We start from the raw sequence: 23,496 nt of genomic DNA on the forward strand, positions 1-23,496 counted from the left end.
ATCCAAAGGGCTGGATTATAGGGACCGAATAGAGGGCTGTCAATCGGGCGAGGGGGCCGGGTCCCCGGCGCGGTCGTCAGCCCCGATGGGAGGACCAGCTCGCCGCGGCGCCGGAGGACTGCTCCGCGAGGGGGACCTGGACATAGATCGTGGTGCCGCGACCGACGGTGGATTCGATCTCGATGGTGCCGTTGATCAGGCCGGCGCGCTCGCGCATGCCGTGCAGGCCGAAGTGGGCGGTCCGCCCCGATGAGTGCAGCGTCTGTTGGACGTCGAAGCCGCAGCCGTTGTCCTCGACGATGGTCTGCAGGAAGGCAGGCTGCCGCTCGATGACGATGCTGGCCACCGTGGCCTGCGCGTGCTTGGCGATGTTGGTGAGGGCCTCCTGGATGATCCGGTAGACGGCCGTCTCCACCGACGACGGGAGCCGGTGGTCCTCCAGCCCCTGGCAGTGCACGTCCACGCCGATGCCGTAGGACTTGGCGTACTGCTCGGCGTACCGCTCGACCGCCGCGGCCAGGCCCAGGTCGTCGAGGACGCTGGGGCGCAGGCCCATGGCCATCCGCCGCACCTCCTCCAGGGCCAGCGCGGCGATCTCGCGGTACTTGCGCGCGAGCGTGTGGGCCTCGCGCGCGGAGCCCGCCGCCTCGATGGCGTGGAGCCCGACGAGGAGCGACATGAGGGACTGGCCGGTCTCGTCGTGCAGCTCGCGGGCGATCCGGCGCCGCTCCTCCTCCTGGGCCGAGATCACCTGCTCGAGCAGCCGGCTGCGGACCTCGGCGGCCTGCACCCGCTCGGTGATGTCCCGGACGATGCTGCTGAAGTAGCGGGTGCCGTGCTGCGAGAACTCCCAGAAGGAGAATTCCAGGGGGATCTCGCGGCCGGTCTTGTGGCGTCCCGGCAGGTGCACGACGTCCCACGAGCGGTGCTTCTGGCCCTCGCCCAGGTACTGGGCCATCGAGCGCCGGTGGGCGTCCCGCATGGATTCCGGCATCAGCATGGTCAGGGGCCGGCCCAGCATCTCTTCCGCGCTGTAGCCGAAGATCTGCTCCGTGGCGCGGTTTACGAACACGATCGTGCCCTGCTGGTCGATCGTGATGATGCCCTCCGCCGCCGTTTCCGCCACGGTCCGGTACCGCTCCTCGCTCTCCCGGAGCGCCTCCTCCACGCCCTTGAGGTCGGTTACGTCCTGGGCGGAGCCGACCATCCGGACGGGGCGTCCCTCCTGGTCCACCACGACCTTGCCCAGACAATGCAGCATGCGGATCGTCCCGTCGGCGCGGACGATCCGGTGGTGGAAATCGAAGGCCTCGTGGTCCCGCACCGCCCGCTGGATCGTCGCGTGGACGGCCTCTCGGTCCTCCGGGTGGATGCAGGCCAGGTAGGCTTCGTAGGTCGCGTCGAACTCGAAGGGGGTGAGCCCGAAGATGCGGTAGAGCTCGTCGGACCAGGTGATCGTGTTCGTCGTCATCTCCCAGCTCCAGCTCCCCAGGTGGGCGAGCCGCTGGGCCTCGGCCAGTTGGACCTGGCTCTGCTGGAGCTGCTCCTCGGTGCGCTTGCGCTCGGCGATCTCCCACTGGAGCAGCGTGACGGCCTGGGAGAGCTCGACCGTCCGCTCGCGGACGCGGCGTTCGAGCTCGTCGTGGGCCGTCCGGATCGCCTCCTCGGCGCGCTTGCGATCGGAGATGTCCTCGGCGATGCCCGCGATCCGGTAGATGGTCCCGTGGCGGTCGCGGATGGGGAAGGCCCGATCCTGAATCCAGCGGATCGTGCCGTCCGGGCGCACGATCCGGTACTCCTCGTCGTAGGCGCCGGCGGCCTGCTTGGTGAGGGCGGCTTCCAGCACCCGGTCTCGATCGGCGGGGTGGATGGCCTCCAGCCAGGAGCGGGGCGAGGCGTAGAGGCTCTCGCGGGACCGGCCCCAGATCTCCTCGTAGGCGGGGCTGATGTAGATCATCCGGTTTTTGTCGGGGGTGGTCATCCAGATCACCTGGCGGATGGTCTCCGCCAGTTGCCGGAAGCGCTCCTCGCTCTCCCGCAGCTCCCCCTCCGCCCGCTTGCGGGCGGTGATGTCTCGGGCCAGGCAGACGAAGGCGACGGCCCGGCCGTCCTGGTCCCGGATGGCGGAAATGGATACTTCCAGGTCGGTGGCCGGGCCCTCCGCCGGGCGGTAGGCCGTCTCGAATTTCTGGAGGGTGCCGGAGCGGAACAACCCCTCGAGCCCTTCCTTGTCGAGGAGGCCGTTGCCCAGGGCGGGCACGGGCTTGCCGATGAGGGCGTCCTCCGGCAGCCCGAACAACCGGCTGGCCTGGTGGTTCGCGACGCGCACCAGCCCCTCTTGGTCGAGCACCAGCAGCGCGTCCGCCATCGTGGAGAGGATCTGCTCCGCCGCGAAGGCGGGCGTGATGTCCACCAGCCGGTACCGCCAGATCGCCAGCGCCATGACCGCGGTGAAGCCCAGCACGGGCAGGTAGCCGAAGGGGTAGAGGGCGAGGCCGTACTTCGGGGCGAAGTCCACGCAGCCGAGGAAGGCGAAGATGAAGGCGATCATGAACAGCCGGACCCGCGGGCGGCGCACCGCGCCTTGGGCCGAGCGGAACTCCGTCCAGTAATTGCGGAGACTGGCGCCCATGAGCAGGGCGAAAAACAGCAGGAACAGGGCGCCCAGCCAGCCGTACTTCGGATAGAAGCCCCACCAATAGCGATAGAGGCCGGTGATCAGGGCATCGCTGGCCACGGCGGCCAGCGCGAAGAGCCCGGACACGCCCCAGGCGACGGGGACGAGCCGATCCCTCGCCTGCTCGCCCCTCAGGGCCGTGATCGAAAAGTGGTAGAACGCGGTGGGAATGAAGGGCACCCCCAGGTAGGCCAGGACGGCCCATCGCCTGGCCGACTCGGCGGACTCGGAGGCGTACATCAAGCCGAAACAGGCCAGCCAGATGAAGATCGTCAGGGTGACGGAGAAGAAGGTCGCGCTGACGCGGGAGGCCTTCTCGTGGAGCAGGACGAGCAGCCCCAGCAGCAGGATGGCCACCGCCGTCATCAGGGGTGGGACGGCGTAGGCGACCGAGCCGTAACTGGCGGAGGAGAAGATCTCGCCGCTCATCGTCGCGTGTCCCAGGCTACCCGGCAGCCGAGGGGGAGGACGCGGTCTCCGAGACCCCACCCCGGTGGACCGCGGCTGCGCTCAAGGCGCCGGCCCATTCCGAACGCGAACAACCTGGGTCGGACGTCTGTCCGGGAGCGATCGCGGTGCGGCAGGGGCCGCGGGACCTCGACGGGTGACAAGGGGCTGGGACCGAGGGAACGGTCGCCGATGTCGGTGCCACGCCCGGGTCTCGATCCAGCCGACGGGACACAACAGCCCCACGGTCAGGGTGAGCAAGCCCTTCTACAGCGCGAAGCCTAACCCAGAAGGGGTGGACCGTCAAGGTGGGGGACGCCCGCCGTTGATTTCCCTCAGGGCCCATGCTAAAGCAGCCCCATGCGCATCGTGTTCATGGGGACGCCGGACTTTTCGGTTCCGTCGCTGGAAGCCCTCATCCGATCGGGGGAAACCCTCGTCGGGGTCGTGACCCAGCCGGACCGGCCGAAGGGGCGCGGCCGACCCCTTGTCCCTTCCCCGGTCAAACAGCTCTGCCTGAAGGAGGGGGTGCCCTTCCTTCAGCCGGTGAAGATGAAGGATCCGGCCTTCCTGGAGGCGCTCACGGCCTGGCGGCCCGACCTGATCGCGGTCGCCGCCTTCGGGCGCATCCTGCCCAAGGTGATCCTGGACCTGCCGCCGTTGGGCTGCATCAACGTGCACGCTTCGCTCCTGCCGCGCTACAGGGGCGCCGGCCCGATCCAGTGGGCCATCATCAACGGGGAGGGGGAGACCGGCATCACGACCATGTTGATGGACGAGGGAATGGACACGGGCGCGGTGCTGCTCCAGCAACCCGTGCCGATCCAGCCGGACGACACGGCGGGTACCCTCTCCGCCCGCCTTGCCAAGGTCGGGGCCGCCTTGCTGATCGAGACGATCCGCCGGCTCAAAGAAGGGACCCTCACGCCGCGCCCGCAGGACCACGCGCGGGCCACGCTCGCCCCCCTGCTCAAAAAGGAGGACGGGCTGATCGACTGGACCCTGCCGGCGCAACGGATCGCCGACCGCGTGCGCGGGCTCTCGCCCTGGCCGGGAGCCTATACCTATGCCGGCCCGGAGCGGTGGACCATCTGGCGGGTCGCCGCCGACGGCCGACCGGCCGGCGCCCCGCCCGGAACCGTGGTCGAGGCGAGAAAGGACGCCCTGCTCGTGGCGACCGGCGAGGGGGTCCTGGCGATCGCAGAGTTGCAGCCGGCCAACGGCCGGCGGATGGCGGTCGCCCAGTACCTGGCCGGCCATCCCGTGCCGCCGGGACTCCGGCTGGGCAACGGACCGCCTCCCGGCGAGGAGGCGAGGTGAAGCCCGTCGGCGGAGCGATCGCCGCGCGGGGCGCGGGCCACCGGACCGGAGCCCGGGCCGTCGCGCTCGATGTCTTGGTCGGGGTCCATCGGCAGGATGTCCCGGCGGACGAGCGGCTCGACGCCGGCCTCGCGCGCGCCGGGTTGGATCAGCGGGACCGTGCGCTCGCGCATGAGCTGGTCTACGGGGTGCTCCGCCACCGGGCGAGTCTCGACTGGCGGCTGGGCCTGGTCGCCGACCGCCCCGTCGAGCGGCTGCCCCTCGTCGTGCGCGGCGCCCTCTGGCTCGGCGCCTATCAGCTTCTCCATCTGGACCGGGTGCCGGCGTCGGCGGCGGTGGATGAATCCGTGGACCTCGTGAAGCGGCTGCCGGGCGGCCATTGGGCCGGGTTCGTCAACGCGGTGCTCCGTCGGCTGGCGCGCGAGCCGGCGCCGCCCTGGCCGTCGCTCGAGACGGACCCGCTCCGCTCCCTGTCCCTTCGGTATTCCTGCCCCTCCTGGCTGGCGGCGCGGTGGTTGGCGCGGTACGGTCCGGCGAAGGCCGAGGCCGCCTGTCGCGCGACGACGGTGGCGCCGCCCCTGACGATCCGTGCGAACCGCCTCAAGACGACCCGCGAGGCGCTGGCCGAGGCCCTGACCGCCGAGGGCTGCGTCGTGCGGCCCACCGCCTACAGCCCCGACGGCTTGCTGGTCGAGAAACGGGGGGCAGTCACGGACCTGCCCCAGTTCGAGCAGGGGCTCTTTTACGTCGAGGATGAGGCGGCGCAGCTCGTCGCACGGCTGCTCGATCCCCGGCCGGGCGAGCTGGTGCTGGATGCCTGCGCGGCGCCCGGCGGCAAGGCGACGCACCTGGCGGCGATGATGCGGGACCGGGGCGAGATCGTGGCCCTCGACCGGAGCGACGCCCGGCTCGCGCGGCTCCGGGAGAATTGCCGACGGCTGGGGATCCACATCGTCAGGCCCCTGGCCGCCGACGCGGCGGCGGAGCGCCATGACCACCCGGCGCTCGCCTGCGCCTTCGACCGCGTGCTGGTGGACGCGCCCTGCAGCGGCCTGGGCGTGCTGCGCCGGCATCCGGAGGGGAAGTGGCGCAAGGGCGAGGCGGACCTCGCCGCGCACCACGCCGCGCAGGCGCGGCTCCTCGATGGGGCCGCGCGACGCTTGCGACCCGGCGGGGTCTTGGTCTATAGTACCTGCTCGCCCGAGCCCGAAGAAAACGAGCAGGTGATCGACGAGTTCTGCGACCGGCACCCCGAGTTTCAGCGCGAATCCGTCGAGCCCTGGCTCCCCCCGGGCGGGTCCGGGCTCGTGACCGTCCGCGGCGACCTCTCGACCCAATTCTCCCCCGACGCCGCCATGGACGCCTTTTTCGCCGCTCGGCTCCGAAAGGTCGCCCCCGCATGACCCGCCCGGCCCTCCGGATCGCTCCCTCGATCTTGTCCGCCGACTTCGCGCGACTCGCGGACGAGGTGGCGGCCGTCGAGTCGGCCGGCGCGGACCTGCTCCACGTGGACGTGATGGACGGCCATTTCGTCCCGAACCTGACCGTGGGGCCGCCGATCGTCGAGGCCCTCCGCAAGGTCACCAAGCTGCCCCTCGACGTCCACCTGATGATGACGACGCCCGACCCCTTTATCCCCGAGTTCGCCGAGGCCGGCGCCGACTACCTGACCGTCCACGTCGAGGCCTGTCCCCACCTGCATCGGACGGTCCAGGCCATCAAGGAGCGGGGCGTCAAAGCCGGGGTCACACTCAACCCGGCCACCAGCCTGGCCACGGTCGAGGAGATCATCGGGGAGGCCGATCTCCTGCTGATCATGTCCGTGAACCCCGGCTTCGGCGGGCAGCAGTTCATCCCCGCCGTGCTGGACAAGATCGCCCGCGCCCGACAGCTCATCGACCGAACCGGGAGCCCGGCCCTCCTGGAGGTGGACGGGGGCGTGAAGGCGGAGAACGCCGCGCGCATCGTCCAGGCGGGCGCCGACATCCTCGTGGCCGGCTCGGCGATCTTCCGCGCGGGAGATTACGGTCGCGCCGTCGCGGCGCTGCGAAGCGCCGGCGGGTCGGCCGGCAAGGGGACGACGTGACGATGGCCGACCCCGCCGGGCTCATTGAGCGCCTGCACCCCCTCGAGATCAGGGTGCTGCGGGCCTTGGCCGCCGCGGCCCAGGCCAAGGATGCCCCCGCCCTACGGGAGGAGCAGCTCGCCCAGGCCGCCGCGCTCGACCGCTCGCAGGTGACCATGGCGGTCGAGTGGCTGCTGACGAAGGCGCTCGTGCTGGTGCAGGCCGAGCACGTCACGCCCATCGTGTCGCTCACGCCCGTGGGCGAACGGTACTTCGAGAAGTATTCGCCCATCGAGCGCATCCTCTCGGCCGTCCGCCAGGCCGGTCAGACCGGCAAGCGCCTGACCGTCCAGGACCTGCAGGTCAAGGAGGGGCTGGAGCCGGCCGAGGTCAGCACCGCCGTGGGGACGCTCAAGAAGGAGGGCGTGATCCGAATCGTCCAGGGCGGGGTCGTGGAGGCGACGGGCAGCCCGAGCCAGACGGCCGAGGCTCTCCGCTGGCTGCTCAAGCAGCTCCATGCCGGAGCCAAGGAATTCCAGTCCTTTCCCGATCCCATGCGGCGGGTGATCGAAAGCCATGCGGTCCGCCGCGGCAACCCCAAGGAGCCCTTCCGCATCGACGAGCGGGTTGAGCGCCGGTACGCGCTCACGCCGGCGGGGCAGGAGGTCGCCCAGCTTCTGGCGCGGCAGGCGCCGGGCGAAGAGGTCTCGCAGCTCACCCCGGAGTTGTTGAAGGACGGCTCCTGGCGCAGCAAGCGGTTCCGCAAGTATACGATCAGCCTCCGCCCGCCGCGTCTGGCCGTCGGGCGGCGGCACCCCTACCGGGAATTTCTCGATCAGGTGAAGCACCAGCTGGTCGGCATGGGCTTCGAGGAGATGCGCGCTGGCCTCGTCGAGACCGAGTTCTGGAACATGGACGCGCTGTTCATGCCCCAGTTCCATCCGGCCAGGGCCATCCACGACGTCTATTTCGTCAAGGAGCCGAGCCGCGCCAAGGCCATGCCGGAGCCCTTCCTGTCCGAGGTGGCGGCGGCCCACGAGCGCGGCGGCAAGGCCCAGTCGTCCGGCTGGGGGTACGCCTACGACCGCGAGCGGGCCGCCCGCCTGATCCTCCGCAGTCAGGGCACGGCCGTCTCCGCGCGCACGCTCGCGGCGGGTCCGAAGATCCCCGGCAAGTATTTCGCCATCGCCCGCTGTTTCCGCTACGACCAGGTGGACGCGACCCACGCGACCGACTTCTTCCAGGTCGAGGGCATCGTCCTGGGTCGGGACATCACCTTCCGCACGCTCCTGGGCCTGCTCGATCTCTTCGCCCGCGAGGTGGCGCAGGCGAAGGAGATCCGGTTCCTGCCGGCCTACTTTCCGTTCACCGAGCCGTCGGTGGAGCTGCACGTGCGGCATCCGCGCCTGGGCTGGATGGAACTGGGGGGAGCCGGCCTGTTCCGGCCGGAGGTCACGCTCCCCCTCGGGGTGGAGGTGCCGGTCATCGCCTGGGGCCTCGGGCTCGACCGCATGGCCATGGTCGCCCTGGGCATCCACGACATCCGCGACCTTTTCTCCGGCGACCTGGAGCTGATCCGGACGATGCGGGGAAGGTATTGATCGCGCCCCTCGGACGCCGCCATGCCGACGATTTCGATCAACCTGAAGGATTTCGAGCAGCTCCTGGGCCGTGGCCCCGTGACGCCGGAGCAGCTCGAGGCCTGGCTCCCCCTCGTCAAGGGCGAAGTCAAGGACCGGGACCAGGATAGCGGCGAGCTGCGGGTCGAGCTGCAGGACAGCAACCGGCCCGACCTCTGGTGCTGCGAGGGCATCGCCCGCCAGGTCCGGTTCAAGCTGGCGCGCGCGCCCAAGGCCTACCCCTTCTTCTCCGGGGCGGCGGCCTCCTCCCTGCGCCGGCTGGTCGTCTCGCCGGGGCTCGAAACGGTCCGCCCCTACGTGGCGGCCTGCGCCGCCCGGGGCTATGCCGTCACGGCGGAGGGACTGGCCCAGCTCATCCAGACGCAGGAGAAACTGGCCGACGTCTACGGCCGCAAGCGGCGGACGGTGTCGATCGGCCTCTACCGTCTGCCGCCGATCGTCTTCCCCGTGACCTATGGCCTGGTCAAGCCGGACGAGGCCAAATTCACGCCCCTGGGCCTGGAGGAAAAACTCACGCTGCGGGAGATCCTGAGCGTGCACCCGAAGGGGATCGAGTACGGTCCGATCCTGGCCGGCCACGACCGGGTGCCGCTCCTGCGGGACGAGGAGGGCCAGGTCCTGTCGCTGCCCCCCGTCATCAACAGCCGGGAGATCGGCGAGGTGCGGGTGGGCGACACGGAGCTGTTCGTGGAGGTCACGGGGACCGACCTCCCGATGGTCCTGCTCACGCTGAACATTTTGGCGGTGAACCTGGCGGACCGCGGCGCCGTCATCGAGCCGGTCGAGGTCGTCTACCCGACCGCGACGAAGCTGGGGAAGGTCCTCCGGACGCCGACGGACTTCGGGAAGCCGCGCGCCGTGCCGGTCAAGACCATCCAGGCGGCGCTCGGCGAGACGCTCAGCGCGGCCGACATCCGCCAGGCACTGGAGGAGTACGGCTGCGAGGTCCAGGCCTCGCGGGACAAGGTGACGGTCAAGCTCCCGCCCTACCGCAACGACCTGATGCACGCCGTGGACGTGGTGGAGGACGTGGCGATCAGTCGCGGCTACGGGAGCTTCGCGCCGGTGATGCCCTCCGCCTTCACGGTCGGGGGGCTGTCGCGGGTCGAGCAGTGGGCCGACCGGGTCCGCCAGCTCCTGATCGGGATGGGGGGCGAGGAGATCATCTCGAACATCCTCGCCTCGCGCCAGGACCTCGTCGAGCGGATGCGCCTGGCCGGCACCGAGTGGGACCGCGTGGTGGAGGTGGACAACGTCATGTCGCAGAGCTACGGCTGCCTGCGGCAGTGGACGCTGCCCTCGCTCCTGCGCGTCGAGGCCGCCTCCCCGCGGGCCTTCTACCCGCACCGGATCTTCGAGGTCGGCGAGGTCGCGGTGCCTTCGCCGGAGGAGGAGTTGGGCTCGCGGACACTCATGATGCTGGGAGTGCTCATCGCCCATGCGTCGGCCAATTTCTCCGAAGCGCACTCCTGCCTGGACCTGCTGATGTACTACCTGGACCAGCCCTACAGTCTGGAGGCGGTGCCGCACCCCTCATTCCTCGAGGGACGGGCGGGGCGGATCGTCGTGGACGGCGCGGCGGTGGGGCTGATCGGGGAGCTGCACCCGGACGTGCTCGAACGCTGGCAGATCGGCATGCCGACCGTCGCGTTCGAGCTCCAGGTGGACCGGCTGGCGGGAAAGCGGTGAAGGATGGTCGGTGGCGGGAGTCGTCAGCTTGCGGCCAGTTGCTGCTTGGCCAAGTCGGTCAGCCGCGCGAACCCCGCCTCGTCCTTGATGGCCATGTCGGACAGGACCTTCCGGTCGAGGAGGACGTTGGCCTTCTTTAGCGCGCTGATGAACCGGCTGTACGTGAGGCCGTGGGCGCGCACCGCGGCGTTGATGCGGGCCACCCAGAGCCGCCGGAAGTCCCGCTTGCGCTTGCGCCGCGAGACGTAGGCGTAGGTCTGTCCTTTGTCCACGGATTCCGTGGCGGTGCGGAAGAGCCGGCTCTTCGCGCCGTACTGGCCCTTCGCGAGCTTCAACCGCTTCTTGCGACGCTGCCTGGTCTTCGGACCGCCTTTTACGCGGGGCATCGTTCCTACTCCTTCGCTCTGCTGAGAGCGTCCGTTACTGGTTGTACGGCATCAGCTTTCCGACCGACGCGGCCATGGTGGCGTCCACGGGCACGCTGCCGGAGAGCCGGCGCTTGCGGTCCCGCGGCTTGCCGGTCAGCAGGTGGCGTCGCCCGGCCTTGCGCCTGACGATCTTGCCGCTGCCGGTGCGCCGGAACCGCTTGCTCACTCCGCTGTGCGTCTTCAACTTCTTGCCCGCCATGCTGAGAGTCCTTTCTCGCCGTGCGTCAGGCCTTCGGCGCGACGATCATGATGAGGCTCCGGCCCTCCATCCGCGGGGGGATCTCGACCGTGCCGGCTTCGGAGAGTTGCTCGATCACGCTGGCGATCATCGTCCGCCCCTGCTCCTGGTTGGCCATCTCGCGGCCGCGGAAGTTCACCGTGACCTTGGTCTTGTTGCCCTCCGCCAGGAAGCCCTTGATCTGCCGCACCTTGATCTCCAGGTCGTGCTTGTCGATCTTCGGCCGGAGCTTGATCTCCTTGACCTGGGTGGATTTCTGGTGCCGACGACTCTGGTGCTCCTTCTTGCTCAGCTCATACTTGTACTTGCCATAGTCCATGATCCGGCAGACGGGCGGTTGGCTGGTGGGCGCCACTTCCACCAGGTCGTAGCCCAGCTCCTGAGCCTTCCGGAACGCATCCGGCGTGGGCAGGATGCCGAGCTGCTCCCCCTCCGGGCCGATCACCCGCACTTCCCGGACCCTGATCTCACGATTCACGCGCAGCTTGGGAACGATACCGCACCTCGCCTGTAAAGGGGTTACCGCACCTGACCGACGCCCGCGGCCTCGGCCCGAATCATCTCGATGGCGTCCGCGACCGGCGTGGCGCCCCGGTCCTCGCCGCCCCGCTTGCGCACGGACACGGATTCCGCCTGCTGCTCGCGGGCGCCGACCACCAGCATGTAGGGGATCTTGGCCTTCTCGGCCTCGCGGATCTTGTAGCCCGCCTTCTCGTTCCGCAGGTCGGCCTCCGCGCGCAGCCCGGCCGCCCGCAGCCGCTCCGTGACCCGCAGGGCGTAGGCGTGCTGGTGCTCGCTGATCGGCAGGACGAGCGCCTGCACCGGGGCCAGCCAGGTGGGGAAGGCGCCGGCGTAGTGCTCGACCAGGATACCGAAGAACCGCTCGATCGAACCCATGAGGGCCCGGTGGATCATGATCGGCCGGTGCGACTTGCCGTCCTCGCCGGTGTAGGCCAGGTCGAACCGCTCGGGGTTGTTGAAGTCCACCTGGACCGTGGAGCACTGCCAGGCGCGGCCGAGCACGTCCTTGATCTTGATGTCGATCTTCGGGCCGTAGAACACCCCCTCGCCCGGGTCCACCGCGTAGGCGATTCCCCGCCCCTTGAGCGCGGCCTCCAAGGCTCCGGTGGCCTGGGCCCAGTGCTCCGGCGAGCCGACCGCCTTCTCCGGCCTGGTGGAGAGGTAGACCTCGAACTCGGAGAAGCCGAAGGTGCGGAGCACGAAGAAGGTGAAGTCCAGGACCCGGCTGACCTCTTCCTCGATCTGGTCGGGACGGCAGAACAGATGCGCGTCGTCCTGGGTGAACCCGCGGACCCGCAGCAGCCCGTGCAGCACGCCCGTGCGCTCGTACCGGTACACCGTGCCCAGCTCGCCGTAGCGGATCGGGAGGTCCCGGTAGCTGCGGAGGTGGGACTTGTAAATCATGATGTGGAAGGGGCAGTTCATGGGCTTGAGCTGGTACTCGCTCGCCTCGACCTGCATCGGGGCGAACATGTTCTCCCGGTAGTAGTCCACGTGGCCGCTGGTCCGCCACAGGTCCAGCCGGGCGACGTGGGGGGAGTAGACCAGTTGGTAGCCCTGCTTGAGATGGTGCTCCCGCCAGAAGTTCTCGATCAGCAGCCGGACGAGCGCGCCCTTGGGATGCCACAGCACGAGCCCCGGGCCGATCTCGTCCTGGATCGTGATCAGGTCGAGTTCCTTGCCCAGCTTGCGGTGGTCGCGCCGCTTGATCTCCTCCAGCTTGGCCAGGTGGGCGTCGAGCGCGGCCTGGGTCGGGAACGACGTGCCGTAGATCCGCTGCAGCATGGGATTCCGCTCGTCGCCGCGCCAGTAGGCGCCGGCGGTGGTGAGCAGCTTCAGCGCCCGAACCCGGCCGGTCGAGGGGACGTGCGGCCCGCGGCAGAGGTCCACGAACTCGCCCTGGCTGTAGAGAGACACGGTCGGCTCTTCGATGGACTCCAGGATGTCCACCTTGTACAGCTCGCCGCGCTCGCGGAAGAACCGGATCGCCTCCTCGCGCGGCATCTCCCGGCGCCTGAAGGGGTGGTTCGCCTTGAGGATGTCCTGCACCTTCGCCTCGATCTTCTGCAGGTCCTCCGGCGTGAAGGGCCGCTCGAAGGCGAAGTCGTAGTAGAAGCCCTCCTCGATGGCCGGCCCGATGGCGAGTTGGGCGGAGGGGAAGACCTCCTTGACGGCCTGGGCCATGATGTGGGTGCTGCTGTGCCGGTAGACTTCCCGGCCGTCCGGCTCGTCGAAGGTGACGGGCTCCAGCGCCGCATCCTCGGTCAAGGCGACATCGAGGTCCCGGAGGACGCCGTTGACCTTCACGGCCACGACCTCCGCCGCGTCGGCGCCGAGTGCCGCCTCAATCACCGACGCCGCCGTCGCGCCGACGGGCACGGTGCGACGGGCTCCGTCCGGGAGCGTCACCGAAATCTGAGTCACCGCGGTCGCCATGGTATCCGACGAACCATCCTACATCTAATGACAGTCGTCCCCCCGTCGCGGAGCATCCCCGTGGAGGGCGGAACGGTTACGCGCCGGCCCGCGTTGCGTCGCGCGCGGACCAGGGCCGGCCGATCATGCCGCCCGCGCCGAGGCCCTGACCCGCTCGCCCGCGGGTCCCGTTGCTCCGGCAGCACGTCAGGCCGCGTCTGTTGCCGCGAGGGAAAAGTCCGACGGGTTCGTGGCTGGGCTGAAGCCCTCGGCGGAGGTGGTAGGCGCGGACGGTCTTGAACCGTCGACCTCTACCGTGTCAAGGTAGCGCTCTCCCCCTGAGCTACGCGCCTAAACGTCCGCGGCCATGCTAATCCAGTCTCTTCAAGCCTGTCAAGGTTGATCCGCCCGTGCCGGGACGGGGTCGGAGTCGCGCCGTCCCGGTCAGGCCCGCGCCGCTCGCTGGGTCCGGCTGCGGGTGACGGGAATGCGCAGGTCGGCGATCTTCTTGCGGAGCGTGTTGCGGTTCATCCCCAGGAGCTGAGCGGCCTGGATTTGGTTGCCGTTCGTCTCCTTGAGCGCCAGGGTGATCAGGGGTTTTTCCACGGCCTTGATCAACATCGGGTGGAGGTTGCGGGCCGAGCTGCTCTTCATCCCCTTGACGAACTCGCCGAATTTGGCCTCGATGAAGTCCTCCAGGTTGGGCCCCCCGTGGGCCGCCGCCGACCCGAGGCGGCCGTTGCGACGGGCCACGGCCTGCACGGCCCCGGAGACGTGGCGGAGGACCGAACGCGGGCCGGCCAAGATGACCGTCCGCAGGGGGTCGATCGCGCGCTGTACGTCGCCGACCTCGCTGGACACATTCCGTTTCGTCTCCAGGATCACGATGTCGAAGGGATGTTTGCCGGGGGTGCGAGTGCCGGCGGACCAATCCTTCGCGACGGTCACGCTGGCCTCTTTGAGGTCTTGCTTGAGCTGGGCTTGAAGGTCGGGATCCGTGCTCAGGAGGAGCACGTTCAGCGCGGATGGCCGACTTGCCATGAAGGCACCTCGGAAGAAGAGGGCGGGATTATCACGCCAAGATCGACGCCTGTCAACGGGAAAAACCATCGCCCATCGCGGCGCCGCGTGTGCAACGAGGATGCCATCCGCCTCGCTTGCGTGGCGGCGCATGGACCCACCGCCACACGTTGTGGACGGCCGCCGTCTCAGGTTGGGAAACAGCCTCTCGCGCCACCAGTCCATGTCGTGACATGGCGTAAACGGCGGGCGAGCGACGGAACGTAGCTCGGAAAATTGTTCCCGTCCTTCCAGGAAAAAATCGGGAGCGATCCGCTCCGGCCGCCGGGACTTCGGGAACGGCACGGCGACCTCGCCCAGAAGGCCAATGCGGAAGAGGAGGAGGCATCCACCTGCCAGGCTCAGTCACGGGGGACTTGACAGGTCGGCAACGGCCGGGCTATACAGTGGGCATCGAATTGCTAATCCTATCGGAAAACTCAAATATCATGGATCTCCGTGCCGGATGAGGGTTTCTCTTAAAGCGACCTACGGGATCCTCGCCTGCGTGGATTTGGCGCTCCACGAGGAGAGTGCTCCGGTCCAGGCCAGGGCCATCGCCAAAAGACAGGGGATCCCCTTTCGATTTTTGGAACAGGTCCTCCACGCCCTCAAGCAGGCGGGCGTGGTCGAGAGTCTCAGGGGTGCACAGGGCGGCTATCTGCTGAGCAAACGTCCGGAGGAACTGTCGCTGACACAGATGTTGGAAACGCTGGACGGGCCGCTGGGGCCGACCCAACGCGGCGGGACGGTCCGTCGGGGGCGGGAGAAGGTAAAGCCCGACCGGCTCCTGGGTCCGGTCTGGGAGCGGGTGCGCCAGGCGGAACTGGACGTCCTGAGCCGCGTGACGTTGAAAGACCTGGTGGACCGCCACCGGGAACTCCAACAGACCCAGGCCTTGATGTATCACATCTGAAGGCATGGACGATCGGGTGATCGACGGATCGAGGAATGACCGGTTGAAGGCGTGCCGGTCGGTGAAATCGTCACTCCCTCCATCTTCATCTTCAACGGAGACAGTCCCATGACTCCCCAGACCACCCATCCGGTCGAGATCCAGACGACGCCCGTCCCCCCCGCGATCCTCGAGGAGATCGAGGCCTTCGAGGCCGAGGTGGCGCGTCTGCGGGCCGGGGATGTCTCGATGGACATCTTCAAGCCCTTCCGTCTCCAGCACGGCATCTACGGACAGCGGCAGCCCGGCGTCCAGATGTTCCGGATCAAGATTCCGTTCGGCGGCCTCACCGCCAACCAGGTGCGCCGCGTCGCGCAGCTCGCCGACGCCTACGCGACCGGCGTCGGCCACGTCACCACGCGCCAGGATATCCAGCTTCACTTCGTGGACCTGGACAACGTCGGCACGATGATGCGGCTGCTCGCGGAAGTCGGCTTGACCACGAGGGAGGCCTGCGCGAACACCGTCCGCAACGTGACGGCCTGCCACCTGGCCGGCGTCTGCCAGGGCGAGGTCTTCGACGTGACACCCTACGCGAAGACCGTGGCGCTGCACCTGCTGCGAAATCCCCTGAACCAGAGCCTGCCGCGCAAGTTCAAGATCGCTTTCTCCGGCTGCCGGCACGACTGTGCGCTCACGCCGATCCACGACATCGGCCTGCTCGCGGTCCGGCGCGAGGACGGTGCGCTGGGCTTCCGCATGGCCGTCGGCGGCGGGCTGGGCTCGACGCCGCGGATCGCCCAGGTCCTGCGGGACTTCGTGCCCCTGGAGGAGCTGATCCCCTCGATCGAGGCGGTGATCAAGGTCTTCGACTCGCTCGGCAACCGCAAGAACCGCCACAAGGCGCGCATGAAGTTCGTCATCGACAAGCTCGGCTTCGAGGAGTTCGCGCGCCGCTGGGAGGAGGCCTATGTCGCGATGGGCCACGCGCGGCCCGACCGCGGGCCGACGACGTGGCTCAGCCACGACGACCGGCCGCCGCTCATCATGCCGACCTCGGCGAGCGCCAAGGCCCGGGATGGGGGCAACGGCCACGGCCGCTCCGGGGAGGAGACGCCCTTCCAGATGTGGGAGCGGACGAACGTCGTCCGGCAGAAGCAGGCGGGCTACGCGGCCGCGATCGTCAAGCTGCAGATGGGCGACATCACCGCCGCGCAGATGAACCTCGTCGCGGACCTGGCCGAACGCTACGCCAACGGCAACCTGCGGACGACGATCAACCAGAACCTCATCATCCGGTGGGTGCCCGAATCGGCCCTGGAATCGCTCTACGAGGAGCTGGCCGCCGCCGGTCTGGGCGATCCCGGCGCCGAACTCGTCGAGGACATCACCGCCTGCCCGGGGACCGACACCTGCGGGCTCGGCATCACGTCGTCCAAGGGGCTGGCCCGCGCCATGGCGGAGGTGTTCCCGCCCGGCCGGGTGCCGGAAGACCTCAAGGACGTGACGGTGAAGATCAGCGGGTGCCACAACTCCTGCGCGCAGCACCACATCGCGACGATCGGGCTGCACGGGGTCGGCAAGCGCATCGGCGACCATGTCGCGCCCCATTACGAGCTGCACCTCGGCGGAGGCGTCAACGGCACGGCGACCATCGGCCAGATGACGGTCAAGCTGCCGGCGAAGAACGTCCCCGCCGCGGTCGGGCACCTCGTCGAGGTCTATCGCCGCGACCGGCGGCCGGGCGAATCGCTGCTCGCCTTCATCAAGCGCGTCGGCAAGGCCGCGCTCAAGGAGGAGCTGATCCCCTTCACGATCGTGCCCTCCTTCGCGGAGGACCCGAGCTACTACTACGATTGGGAGGGGGAGGAGGAATTCGTCCTGGAGGACCTGGGCCCCGGCGAGTGCGCCGGCGGCGCGCTGGAGATGATCGACAACCGCATCCTGGAGGCGGACCAAGAGCTGTACCAGGCCCGGCTGCAGGCGGAGAAGCACCAGCATGCCTTCGCCGTCAACAAGGCCTACCGCGCGGTGCTGGCCGCGGCCAAGGCCCTCCTGGTCACGGAGGGCATCGATCCCGCCACCGACGCGGAGACTTTTGCCGAGTTCGAGCGCTGCTTCGCGGGGAAGGGCGCCATCCCCCCCGAGTACCGGCGGCTGGGCGACCAGCTCGGCGACCTCGGCCCGAAGGAGGTCACGACGGAGTGGGTGCAGGCCAAGATCACGTTCGCCCGCGGGTTCGTGGAGGTCTGCCGGCGGGCCACGGAGGCGATGGGCAAGGACCTGAAGCTGGCCGAGGTCAAGGCCGAGGCCGTGCCGACGGCTCCGGCGCCTCAGCCGGAAGAGATGCCCCAGACGCCGGCCGAGGCCGTGCCGGTGCTCGACCTGCGCGGCGTGATGTGCCCGCTCAATTACGTCAAGACCAAACTCAAGCTGGAGCTCATGGACGCGGGCGAGCGCCTCGAGGTCTGGCTGGACGCGGGCGATCCGATCAAGAACGTGCCGATGAGCCTGAGGAACGACGGCCACAGGGTCCTGGCGGAGGAGCCCCTGGAGCCGGAGGCGGCCCACTTCAAGGTGCTCGTCGAGAAGGTGGAGGGCTAGGGCATGGGCGCCGACGGGGACAGGACCGCGGTGGGCCGGCCGTCCGACGAGGACCTGCGGGCGTTGAGCGACTCCTTCGAGTCGGCAGGTCCGGAGGCGGTGCTCGCCCACGCGCTGGAGCGGTACGCTTCCCGAATCGTCCTCGCCTGCAGCTTCGGGGCGGAGGACGTGGTGCTGCTGGACATGATCCAGCGGATCAGGCCGGCGACGCCGCTGCTCTACCTCGACACGGATTTCCTGTTCCCGGAAACCTACGCGCTGCGCGACCGGATCGTGGAACGGTACCGGCTTCGACCGGAGCAGATCCTGCGGGTGACCTCGCGGCTGACGCCGGCGCAGCAGGCGGCGGAGTACGGCGAGGCCCTCTGGGCGCGCGATCCCGACCGCTGCTGCGCGCTGCGGAAGGTGGAGCCGCTCGGCCGCGCGCTCTCGGCCTTTTCCGCGTGGATCACCGGCATCCGGCGCGATCAGGCGCCGACGAGGGCCAATGCCGGCCTGGTGGAATGGGACCGGAAGTTCCATCTGGTCAAGTTCAACCCGCTCGCCCGCTGGACGTGGACCGACGTCTGGACCTACATCCGGGTCCACGAGGTGCCCTACAACCCGCTGCACGACCGACACTATCCCAGCATCGGGTGCACCCACTGCACCGCGCCGGTCCTGCCGGGGGAGGATCCCCGTTCGGGCCGCTGGAAGAACCTGGGAAAAACCGAGTGCGGGCTGCATAAGTAATCTTCGCCAATCAGCCTCGAGCCACGCCGCGGGCTGAGCGCTTCGTGAGGTTGGAGAGGAGGCATGAAAAAGCTGGCCGTGATCGTGACCCGAGGGGCGTACAACAACGTGCTCCAGGCCTGCGAGCTGGCGCGGATCGCCGCGGAGGCCGGCGCGCAAGTGAGCCTGCTGTTCCGCGACGAGGCGGCGGCCAGGCTGACCCAGGACAAGGTCAAGGACCTCACCCTGTCGGAAGCCTACAAGGGCCGGGAGTCCCGCGTCCGCGAGCTGCTCCGCCAGGCGGGCCAGCACGACCTGCCGGCCCTTCTGCGTCGGATCAAGGAGAAGGGGGACGCGAAGTTCTCCGTCTGCCGCGAGTCGCTGGAGCGGTTCGACATCGACGTGCGCCAGCTCATTCCGGAGCTGGACGAGGTCCAGCGGGCCGAGGCCTTCTGGAAGGAAGAAGTGACGCCGGCGGACCGGGTCCTGACGTTTTGAGGCGGAGAAGGAACGTCGCCCTCGCATGAGCATGCAGGCCTTCATCGCCAAGATCGGCAAAGGTCCCAGGGAGTCCAAGGACCTGACGTGGGAGGAGTCCAAGCAGGCGATGCGGCTCCTCATCGAGGGGCGGGCCACGCCCGCGCAGACCGGAGCGTTCCTGCTCGCCCTGCGGCTCAAGGTGGAGTCGGTGACGGAGCTGGCCGCCTGCACGGCCGCGGCCCGCGAGTATGTCGCGCCGCTGCGCCGGCCGGCCGCGCTGGCCCTGGTGGACCTGCCGGTCTATGCCGGGAAGGAGGACACCTTCCACGCCTCCGTCGGGGCGGCGCTCGTGGCCGTCGCGGCCGGGGCGGCGGTCCTGATGCACGGCGCGGACACGCTGCCGGAGCGACCGGGCCCTTCCCGGGTCCTGTCCGAGCTGGGTCTCGCCACGGACCTGACCCCCGACCAGGCCGGGGAGGCGCTGGCGGGCAGCGGCTTTGCCTACCTGGACCTTGCGCTCTACCATCCGCCGCTGGCCCGGTTCCTGGAGCTGCGTCGGGAACTCGGAGTCGGGAGCATCGTCGAGCCGATCGCCGCGATGTTGAACCCGGCCAGGGCCGGAGCCCAGGTCCTCGGCTTCTCCCACCAAGCCTACCTGGAGAAGGTGGCCGAGGCCCTCGGTATGTTGGGCTGCCGGCGGGCGCTCATCCTGCGCGGCGTCGAAGGCGCGCCGGAGCTGTCCATCTCCGGCGTGACCAGGGTCCTGGAACTCTCCGGAGAACGGACGATTCCCCTCGCCCTCCAGCCCAAGGACGTCGGGATGCCCGGCGGCCATTCTCAGGACATGGCCAAGCGGGATCAGGAGGGCGCGTGGCTCCGGCGCCTGCTGGCCGATCAAGTGCGGGGCGGGGCGCGGGACTGGGTGTTGCTGAACGCCGCCCTGCTCCTCTACGCCTCCGGCCGGGCCCCTTCCATTTCCGCGGCGGTGCCCCTGGTCACGCGGGCGCTGGAGTCCGGGGACGCCGCCCGCAAGCTGGTGGAGGCGGCCAGCCGGCATCACCCCTCACCCGTCAACCCCGCGTGAAACCATGAAACACCTGCGCGAGCTGGAAGACCAGAGCGTCTACATCCTGCGGGAGGCCTACAAGCACTTCGACAACCTCGCCATGCTCTGGTCCATGGGGAAGGACTCGACCGTGCTGCTGTGGCTCGCGCGCAAGGCCTTCTTCGGCCATGTCCCTTTTCCGTTGCTGCACGTGGACACGAGCTACAAGATCCCCGAGATGATCCAGTACCGGGACCGACTCGCCCGCGAGTGGCGGCTCAACCTCAAGGTCGGCATGAACCGCAAGGCGCTCGCCGAGGGGATGAACCACACGAAGGGCCGGGTCGTCTGCTGCACGGCGCTCAAGACCGAGGGCTTGAAGCAGCTCATCGAGGAGGGCGGCTACACGGGCATCATCCTCGGTGTCCGGGCGGACGAGGAGGGCACGCGGGCCAAGGAGCGGTACTTCTCGCCCCGGGACAAGAACAACGAGTGGGACTTCCGGGACCAGCCGCCGGAGCTGTGGGACCAGTACAAGACCACCTTCCCGCCCGGGACCCACATCCGGATCCATCCGCTCCTGGACTGGACGGAGATCAACATCTGGGAATACATCAAGCTGGAAAGCATCCCCTTCATAGATCTCTACCTGGACCGCGGCGACGGCACCCGCTACCGGAGCCTCGGCTGCGCCCCCTGCACGTTCCCCATCAAGTCCACCGCCGCGACCGTGGACGACATCATCGCGGAGCTCCGCACGACGACGGTCGCGGAGCGCGCGGGCCGCGCCCAGGACGAGGGGCGCGGCATGGAGCTGCTGCGCAAGGAAGGCTACATGTGATGAGCGCCACCGCCCAACCCGGGCCCAGCGAGCACCTGAACATCGTCATCGTCGGCCACGTGGACCACGGGAAGTCCACGCTGCTCGGCCGGCTCTACGCCGACACCGGCTCGCTCCCCGACGGCAAGCTGGAGAAGGTCCAGGCCATCTGCCGCCAGCAGGGCAAGGAGTTCGAGTACGCCTTCCTCTTCGACGCCTTCCTGGAGGAGCAGGAGCAGGGCATCACGATCGACACGGCCCGGACCTTCTTCGTTTGGCAGGGCCGGCAGTACATCATCATCGACGCCCCCGGCCATAAGGAGTTCCTCAAGAACATGATCTCCGGCGCCGCGCGCGCCGAGGCGGCGTTGCTGCTGATCGACGCGCTGGAGGGCGTGCGGGAGCAGTCGAAGAAGCACGGCTACCTGCTCTCGATGCTCGGGATCCGGCAGGTGGCTGTCGTGGTCAACAAGATGGACCTCGTCGGGTACCGCGAGGATGTCTTCCAGGCCATCGAGAAGGAATACCGGGACTTCCTCGGCCAGCTCAAGGTGGTGCCCGAGCAGATGGTCCCCGTCAGCGCGAAGCAGGGCGACAACATCGTGTCGCGCAGCGAGCGGATGCCCTGGTACCGCGGGCCGACGGTGCTCCAGACGCTCGGGGGCTTCCGCAAGGAGGCCGCCCGCGCCGAGCTGCCGCTCCGCTTTCCGGTCCAGGACGTCTACAAGTTCGACGCGCGGCGGATCATCGCCGGCCGGATCACGGCCGGCCGCCTGCGCGTCGGCGACCGGCTCGTCTTCTCCCCCTCGAACAAGACGGCCAACGTCAAGTCGATCGAGGCCTTCAACATCGAGCCGCCGCCGACCGAGGCGCAGGCCGGGCAGTCCGTCGGCGTGACCCTGGACGAGCAGATCTTCGTCGAGCGCGGCGAGCTGGCCTCCCACCAGGACGCCCTGCCCTTCGTGTCCACCGTCTTCCGCGCGAACCTCTTCTGGCTGGGCCGCCGGCCGTTGGAGCCGGAGCGTCGGTACGTCCTCCGGCTCGCGACCCGCGAGGTCGAGTGTCGGGTCGCGATCATCCACCGCATCGTGGATGCGACCGACCTGGCCCAGCAGCAGGGCGGGAACGCGGTCGGCCGGAACCAGGTCGCCGAGTTGACGATCCGGACCAAGGCCCCGATCGCGTTCGACCCGGCGAGCGCGTTCGAGGCGACGGGCCGGTTCGTCCTGGTGGACGAATACGACATCGCCGGCGGGGGCATCATCACCGAACTGGTGCACGACGAGCAGGAGTCCCTGCGGGACGAGGCGCGGCGGCGCGACTTCGCCTGGGTCAAGGGGGAGGTGCGTCCCGAGGACCGGGCCCGGCACTACGGTCACCGGGCCGCGGTCGTTCTGTTCACCGGCGCGCCGCACACGGGCAAGTCGTTCCTGGCGCGCAAGCTGGAGTCGCTCTTGGTGGCGGAAGGGCGGCATGCCTACCTCCTGGAGGGTGAAAACCTCCAGCGCGGCCTGGACGCGGACCTGGCGGCGGCGGACCGGGCCGCCACGATGGAGACGATGCGGCGCTATGGAGAGGTCGCCCGACTGCTGACCGACACGGGCCTGATCGTCGTCACCACCACCAAGACCTTCGCCAACGCCTATCGCCTGGCGGCCCAGACGATCCGGACGCTGGTCCATCCCACGCCGGTCGTGGCCATCCACATGAGCAAGGCGCAGGAAGAGCCGCCGCCCGACACGGATCTGCACTTCGTCGGGCCCCAGAACTTCGACGAGGCGGCCCGGCGGATCCTCGACGAGCTGAAGCGTCGGGGCGTGCTCGCCCATGCCATCGGCGCGAAGCCGGTGTTTCAGTATTCCATTTAACCGCTCACCGCCGAGCATGGGGCACGGAGGCGGGCGGCCGGCCGGCCGGTTTGACGGGCCGGAAACCGCTGTGCTACGGTTACCCTCCACGGTCGCACGTCATAAGAGGGGGGCGGCGCATGCACCCCTCGCCCGAGAGGCACCCGCATGGCTGACAAGGACCTCAAAGCGATCCTGGGCAAGCTCCAGTACGCCGACGACGCCAAGGTGATCCAGCAGATCACCGAGCAGATGCGGCAGGTGCAGGGCCGCATGGCCGGCATCCGCAACAAGCTCGTCGTCATGAGCGGGAAGGGCGGGGTCGGCAAGAGCATGACCACCGTCAACCTCGCGCTGGCCCTCGCCCGCCTGGGCAACCGGGTCGGGCTTCTGGACGTGGACCTGAACGGGCCCTGCGTCCCGCGCATGCTCGGGATGGCCGGCCGGGCCATGACGATCACCGCGGAGGGCGCCCTGCCCCCGGCCGGGCCGTTGGGCGTGAAGGTCGCCTCCATGGACTTCTTCCTCGGCGCCGGCTCGCCCGTCCGCTGGAAAGGGCCGATGGACCTGAGCCCGGTCTGGCTCGGCTTGATGGAGATGAACGTCATCCGGGAGTTCCTCGCCGACGTCGTCTGGGGCGAACTGGACTACCTGCTGACGGACCTCCCGCCCGGCGCCGCCGCGGACAAGCCGCCGGTGATGGCGAGCTTCATCCCCGACCTGGCCGGCGCGGTCGTGGTGACGACGCCGTCGGAAGTCGCCTCGGAGGTCGTCCAGAAGTCGGTGACCTACGCGCGCGACATGGGAATCAAGGTCCTGGGCATGGTCGAGAACATGAGCGTTTACCGCTGCCCGACCTGCGGGGCCGAGCACGAGCTGTTCGAGGGCGATACCCAGGCGATGTGCGACGTGCTCGACGTCCCGCTGCTCGGGCGCATTCCCTTCGACCGGACGCTGGCCCGCACCTTCGATCGGGGGCAGCCGTTGCTCGACGACGCCTACCCCACGGTCCGGCGTTACCAGGAGATCGCCGAGCGGCTTCAGGCGTTGCTCCAGTACAAGCGGGTGCTGGCGGAGAAGCTGTAAGGAGTCCAC

At 69.1% G+C, this 23,496-nt stretch carries 18 protein-coding genes, 1 tRNA gene and 1 pseudogene; 13 read left to right on the forward strand and 7 right to left on the reverse strand.

Annotation, left to right across the window (positions count from 1 at the left end):
* Positions 1-76 precede the first annotated feature (76 nt).
* Positions 77-3,106 carry a PAS domain S-box protein gene (locus tag AC1U7O_RS05890; protein WP_479893702.1) on the reverse strand — a complete coding sequence of 1,010 codons (3,030 nt, stop codon included), beginning with the start codon at positions 3,104-3,106 and terminating at the stop codon, positions 77-79.
* Positions 3,107-3,484: 378 nt separating this feature from the next.
* Here AC1U7O_RS05890 and fmt point away from each other — a divergent pair, with 378 nt between their 5' ends.
* From fmt to pheT, 5 genes are read left to right on the forward strand one after another with little or no spacing between them, the layout of a single operon-like run.
* Positions 3,485-4,444: a methionyl-tRNA formyltransferase gene (fmt, locus tag AC1U7O_RS05895; protein ID WP_479893704.1), complete on the forward strand. Its 960-nt coding sequence runs from the start codon at positions 3,485-3,487 to the stop codon at positions 4,442-4,444.
* Positions 4,441-5,847: a 16S rRNA (cytosine(967)-C(5))-methyltransferase RsmB gene (gene rsmB, locus AC1U7O_RS05900; protein ID WP_479893706.1), complete on the forward strand. Its 1,407-nt coding sequence runs from the start codon at positions 4,441-4,443 to the stop codon at positions 5,845-5,847. The genes fmt and rsmB overlap by 4 nt, the downstream gene beginning before the upstream one ends.
* A complete protein-coding gene (gene rpe / locus AC1U7O_RS05905) occupies positions 5,844-6,530 on the forward strand; it encodes a ribulose-phosphate 3-epimerase (protein ID WP_479893707.1) in 687 nt (228 codons plus the stop codon). Before rsmB ends, rpe begins: the two co-directional genes overlap by 4 nt.
* A gap of 2 nt (positions 6,531-6,532) precedes the next feature.
* Positions 6,533-8,110, forward strand: a complete 1,578-nt coding sequence (gene pheS / locus AC1U7O_RS05910; RefSeq protein ID WP_479893708.1) for a phenylalanine--tRNA ligase subunit alpha — start codon at positions 6,533-6,535, stop codon at positions 8,108-8,110.
* Between the two features lie 21 nt (positions 8,111-8,131).
* Complete coding sequence (gene pheT, locus AC1U7O_RS05915; RefSeq protein WP_479893709.1) at positions 8,132-9,838, forward strand: phenylalanine--tRNA ligase subunit beta; 1,707 nt, start codon at positions 8,132-8,134, stop codon at positions 9,836-9,838.
* 23 nt (positions 9,839-9,861) lie between these two features.
* On the opposite strand, the gene rplT is transcribed toward pheT, so the two are convergent.
* The 6 genes and pseudogenes from rplT to AC1U7O_RS05945 form a co-directional block, all read right to left on the reverse strand.
* Positions 9,862-10,224: a 50S ribosomal protein L20 gene (rplT, locus tag AC1U7O_RS05920; RefSeq protein WP_479893710.1), complete on the reverse strand. Its 363-nt coding sequence runs from the start codon at positions 10,222-10,224 to the stop codon at positions 9,862-9,864.
* Between the two features lie 34 nt (positions 10,225-10,258).
* On the reverse strand, positions 10,259-10,465 hold the full coding sequence (gene rpmI, locus AC1U7O_RS05925; RefSeq protein ID WP_479893711.1) for a 50S ribosomal protein L35: 207 nt from the start codon (positions 10,463-10,465) through the stop codon (positions 10,259-10,261).
* Between the two features lie 25 nt (positions 10,466-10,490).
* Positions 10,491-10,982 carry a translation initiation factor IF-3 gene (gene infC, locus AC1U7O_RS05930; protein ID WP_479893712.1) on the reverse strand — a complete coding sequence of 164 codons (492 nt, stop codon included), beginning with the start codon at positions 10,980-10,982 and terminating at the stop codon, positions 10,491-10,493.
* Positions 10,983-11,023: 41 nt separating this feature from the next.
* Positions 11,024-12,961, reverse strand: a complete 1,938-nt coding sequence (thrS, locus tag AC1U7O_RS05935) for a threonine--tRNA ligase (RefSeq protein ID WP_479893713.1) — start codon at positions 12,959-12,961, stop codon at positions 11,024-11,026.
* 257 nt (positions 12,962-13,218) lie between these two features.
* A tRNA-Val gene (locus AC1U7O_RS05940) sits at positions 13,219-13,293 on the reverse strand.
* 91 nt (positions 13,294-13,384) lie between these two features.
* Positions 13,385-13,555 (reverse strand): annotated as a pseudogene (locus tag AC1U7O_RS05945) (helix-turn-helix domain-containing protein); the annotation flags it as partial.
* A gap of 910 nt (positions 13,556-14,465) precedes the next feature.
* Between AC1U7O_RS05945 and AC1U7O_RS05950 the strand changes: the two are divergent.
* From AC1U7O_RS05950 to AC1U7O_RS05985, 8 genes are all read left to right on the forward strand, one after another.
* Entirely contained in the window at positions 14,466-14,915 is a 450-nt protein-coding gene (locus tag AC1U7O_RS05950; RefSeq protein WP_479893714.1) for an RrF2 family transcriptional regulator, read from the forward strand.
* A gap of 108 nt (positions 14,916-15,023) precedes the next feature.
* Entirely contained in the window at positions 15,024-17,498 is a 2,475-nt protein-coding gene (locus AC1U7O_RS05955; RefSeq protein ID WP_479893715.1) for a sulfurtransferase TusA family protein, read from the forward strand.
* Positions 17,499-17,501: 3 nt separating this feature from the next.
* Positions 17,502-18,230, forward strand: a complete 729-nt coding sequence (locus AC1U7O_RS05960; protein ID WP_479893716.1) for a phosphoadenylyl-sulfate reductase — start codon at positions 17,502-17,504, stop codon at positions 18,228-18,230.
* A 63-nt stretch (positions 18,231-18,293) separates the two neighbouring features.
* Positions 18,294-18,707, forward strand: a complete 414-nt coding sequence (locus AC1U7O_RS05965) for a DsrE family protein (protein WP_479893717.1) — start codon at positions 18,294-18,296, stop codon at positions 18,705-18,707.
* 25 nt (positions 18,708-18,732) lie between these two features.
* Positions 18,733-19,773: an anthranilate phosphoribosyltransferase gene (locus AC1U7O_RS05970; protein ID WP_479893718.1), complete on the forward strand. Its 1,041-nt coding sequence runs from the start codon at positions 18,733-18,735 to the stop codon at positions 19,771-19,773.
* Positions 19,774-19,777: 4 nt separating this feature from the next.
* Positions 19,778-20,575: a sulfate adenylyltransferase subunit CysD gene (gene cysD, locus AC1U7O_RS05975; protein ID WP_479893719.1), complete on the forward strand. Its 798-nt coding sequence runs from the start codon at positions 19,778-19,780 to the stop codon at positions 20,573-20,575.
* Complete coding sequence (locus AC1U7O_RS05980; RefSeq protein WP_479893720.1) at positions 20,575-22,422, forward strand: GTP-binding protein; 1,848 nt, start codon at positions 20,575-20,577, stop codon at positions 22,420-22,422. Before cysD ends, AC1U7O_RS05980 begins: the two co-directional genes overlap by 1 nt.
* A 147-nt stretch (positions 22,423-22,569) precedes the next feature.
* Positions 22,570-23,487 carry a P-loop NTPase gene (locus AC1U7O_RS05985; protein WP_479893722.1) on the forward strand — a complete coding sequence of 306 codons (918 nt, stop codon included), beginning with the start codon at positions 22,570-22,572 and terminating at the stop codon, positions 23,485-23,487.
* Positions 23,488-23,496: the final 9 nt, after the last annotated feature.

Source organism: Candidatus Nitrospira neuquenensis, assembly GCF_979578155.1.

Coding starts and splice junctions, on each gene's coding strand:
- AC1U7O_RS05890 (WP_479893702.1), bottom strand. CDS start 3,106: ATGAGCGGCGAGATCTTCTCCTCCGCCAGTTACGGCTCGGTCGCCTAC.
- fmt (WP_479893704.1), top strand. CDS start 3,485: ATGCGCATCGTGTTCATGGGGACGCCGGACTTTTCGGTTCCGTCGCTG.
- rpe (WP_479893707.1), top strand. CDS start 5,844: ATGACCCGCCCGGCCCTCCGGATCGCTCCCTCGATCTTGTCCGCCGAC.
- pheS (WP_479893708.1), top strand. CDS start 6,533: ATGGCCGACCCCGCCGGGCTCATTGAGCGCCTGCACCCCCTCGAGATC.
- pheT (WP_479893709.1), top strand. CDS start 8,132: ATGCCGACGATTTCGATCAACCTGAAGGATTTCGAGCAGCTCCTGGGC.
- rplT (WP_479893710.1), bottom strand. CDS start 10,224: ATGCCCCGCGTAAAAGGCGGTCCGAAGACCAGGCAGCGTCGCAAGAAG.
- rpmI (WP_479893711.1), bottom strand. CDS start 10,465: ATGGCGGGCAAGAAGTTGAAGACGCACAGCGGAGTGAGCAAGCGGTTC.
- thrS (WP_479893713.1), bottom strand. CDS start 12,961: ATGGCGACCGCGGTGACTCAGATTTCGGTGACGCTCCCGGACGGAGCC.
- AC1U7O_RS05950 (WP_479893714.1), top strand. CDS start 14,466: ATGAGGGTTTCTCTTAAAGCGACCTACGGGATCCTCGCCTGCGTGGAT.
- AC1U7O_RS05955 (WP_479893715.1), top strand. CDS start 15,024: ATGACTCCCCAGACCACCCATCCGGTCGAGATCCAGACGACGCCCGTC.
- AC1U7O_RS05960 (WP_479893716.1), top strand. CDS start 17,502: ATGGGCGCCGACGGGGACAGGACCGCGGTGGGCCGGCCGTCCGACGAG.
- AC1U7O_RS05965 (WP_479893717.1), top strand. CDS start 18,294: ATGAAAAAGCTGGCCGTGATCGTGACCCGAGGGGCGTACAACAACGTG.
- AC1U7O_RS05970 (WP_479893718.1), top strand. CDS start 18,733: ATGAGCATGCAGGCCTTCATCGCCAAGATCGGCAAAGGTCCCAGGGAG.
- cysD (WP_479893719.1), top strand. CDS start 19,778: ATGAAACACCTGCGCGAGCTGGAAGACCAGAGCGTCTACATCCTGCGG.
- AC1U7O_RS05980 (WP_479893720.1), top strand. CDS start 20,575: ATGAGCGCCACCGCCCAACCCGGGCCCAGCGAGCACCTGAACATCGTC.
- AC1U7O_RS05985 (WP_479893722.1), top strand. CDS start 22,570: ATGGCTGACAAGGACCTCAAAGCGATCCTGGGCAAGCTCCAGTACGCC.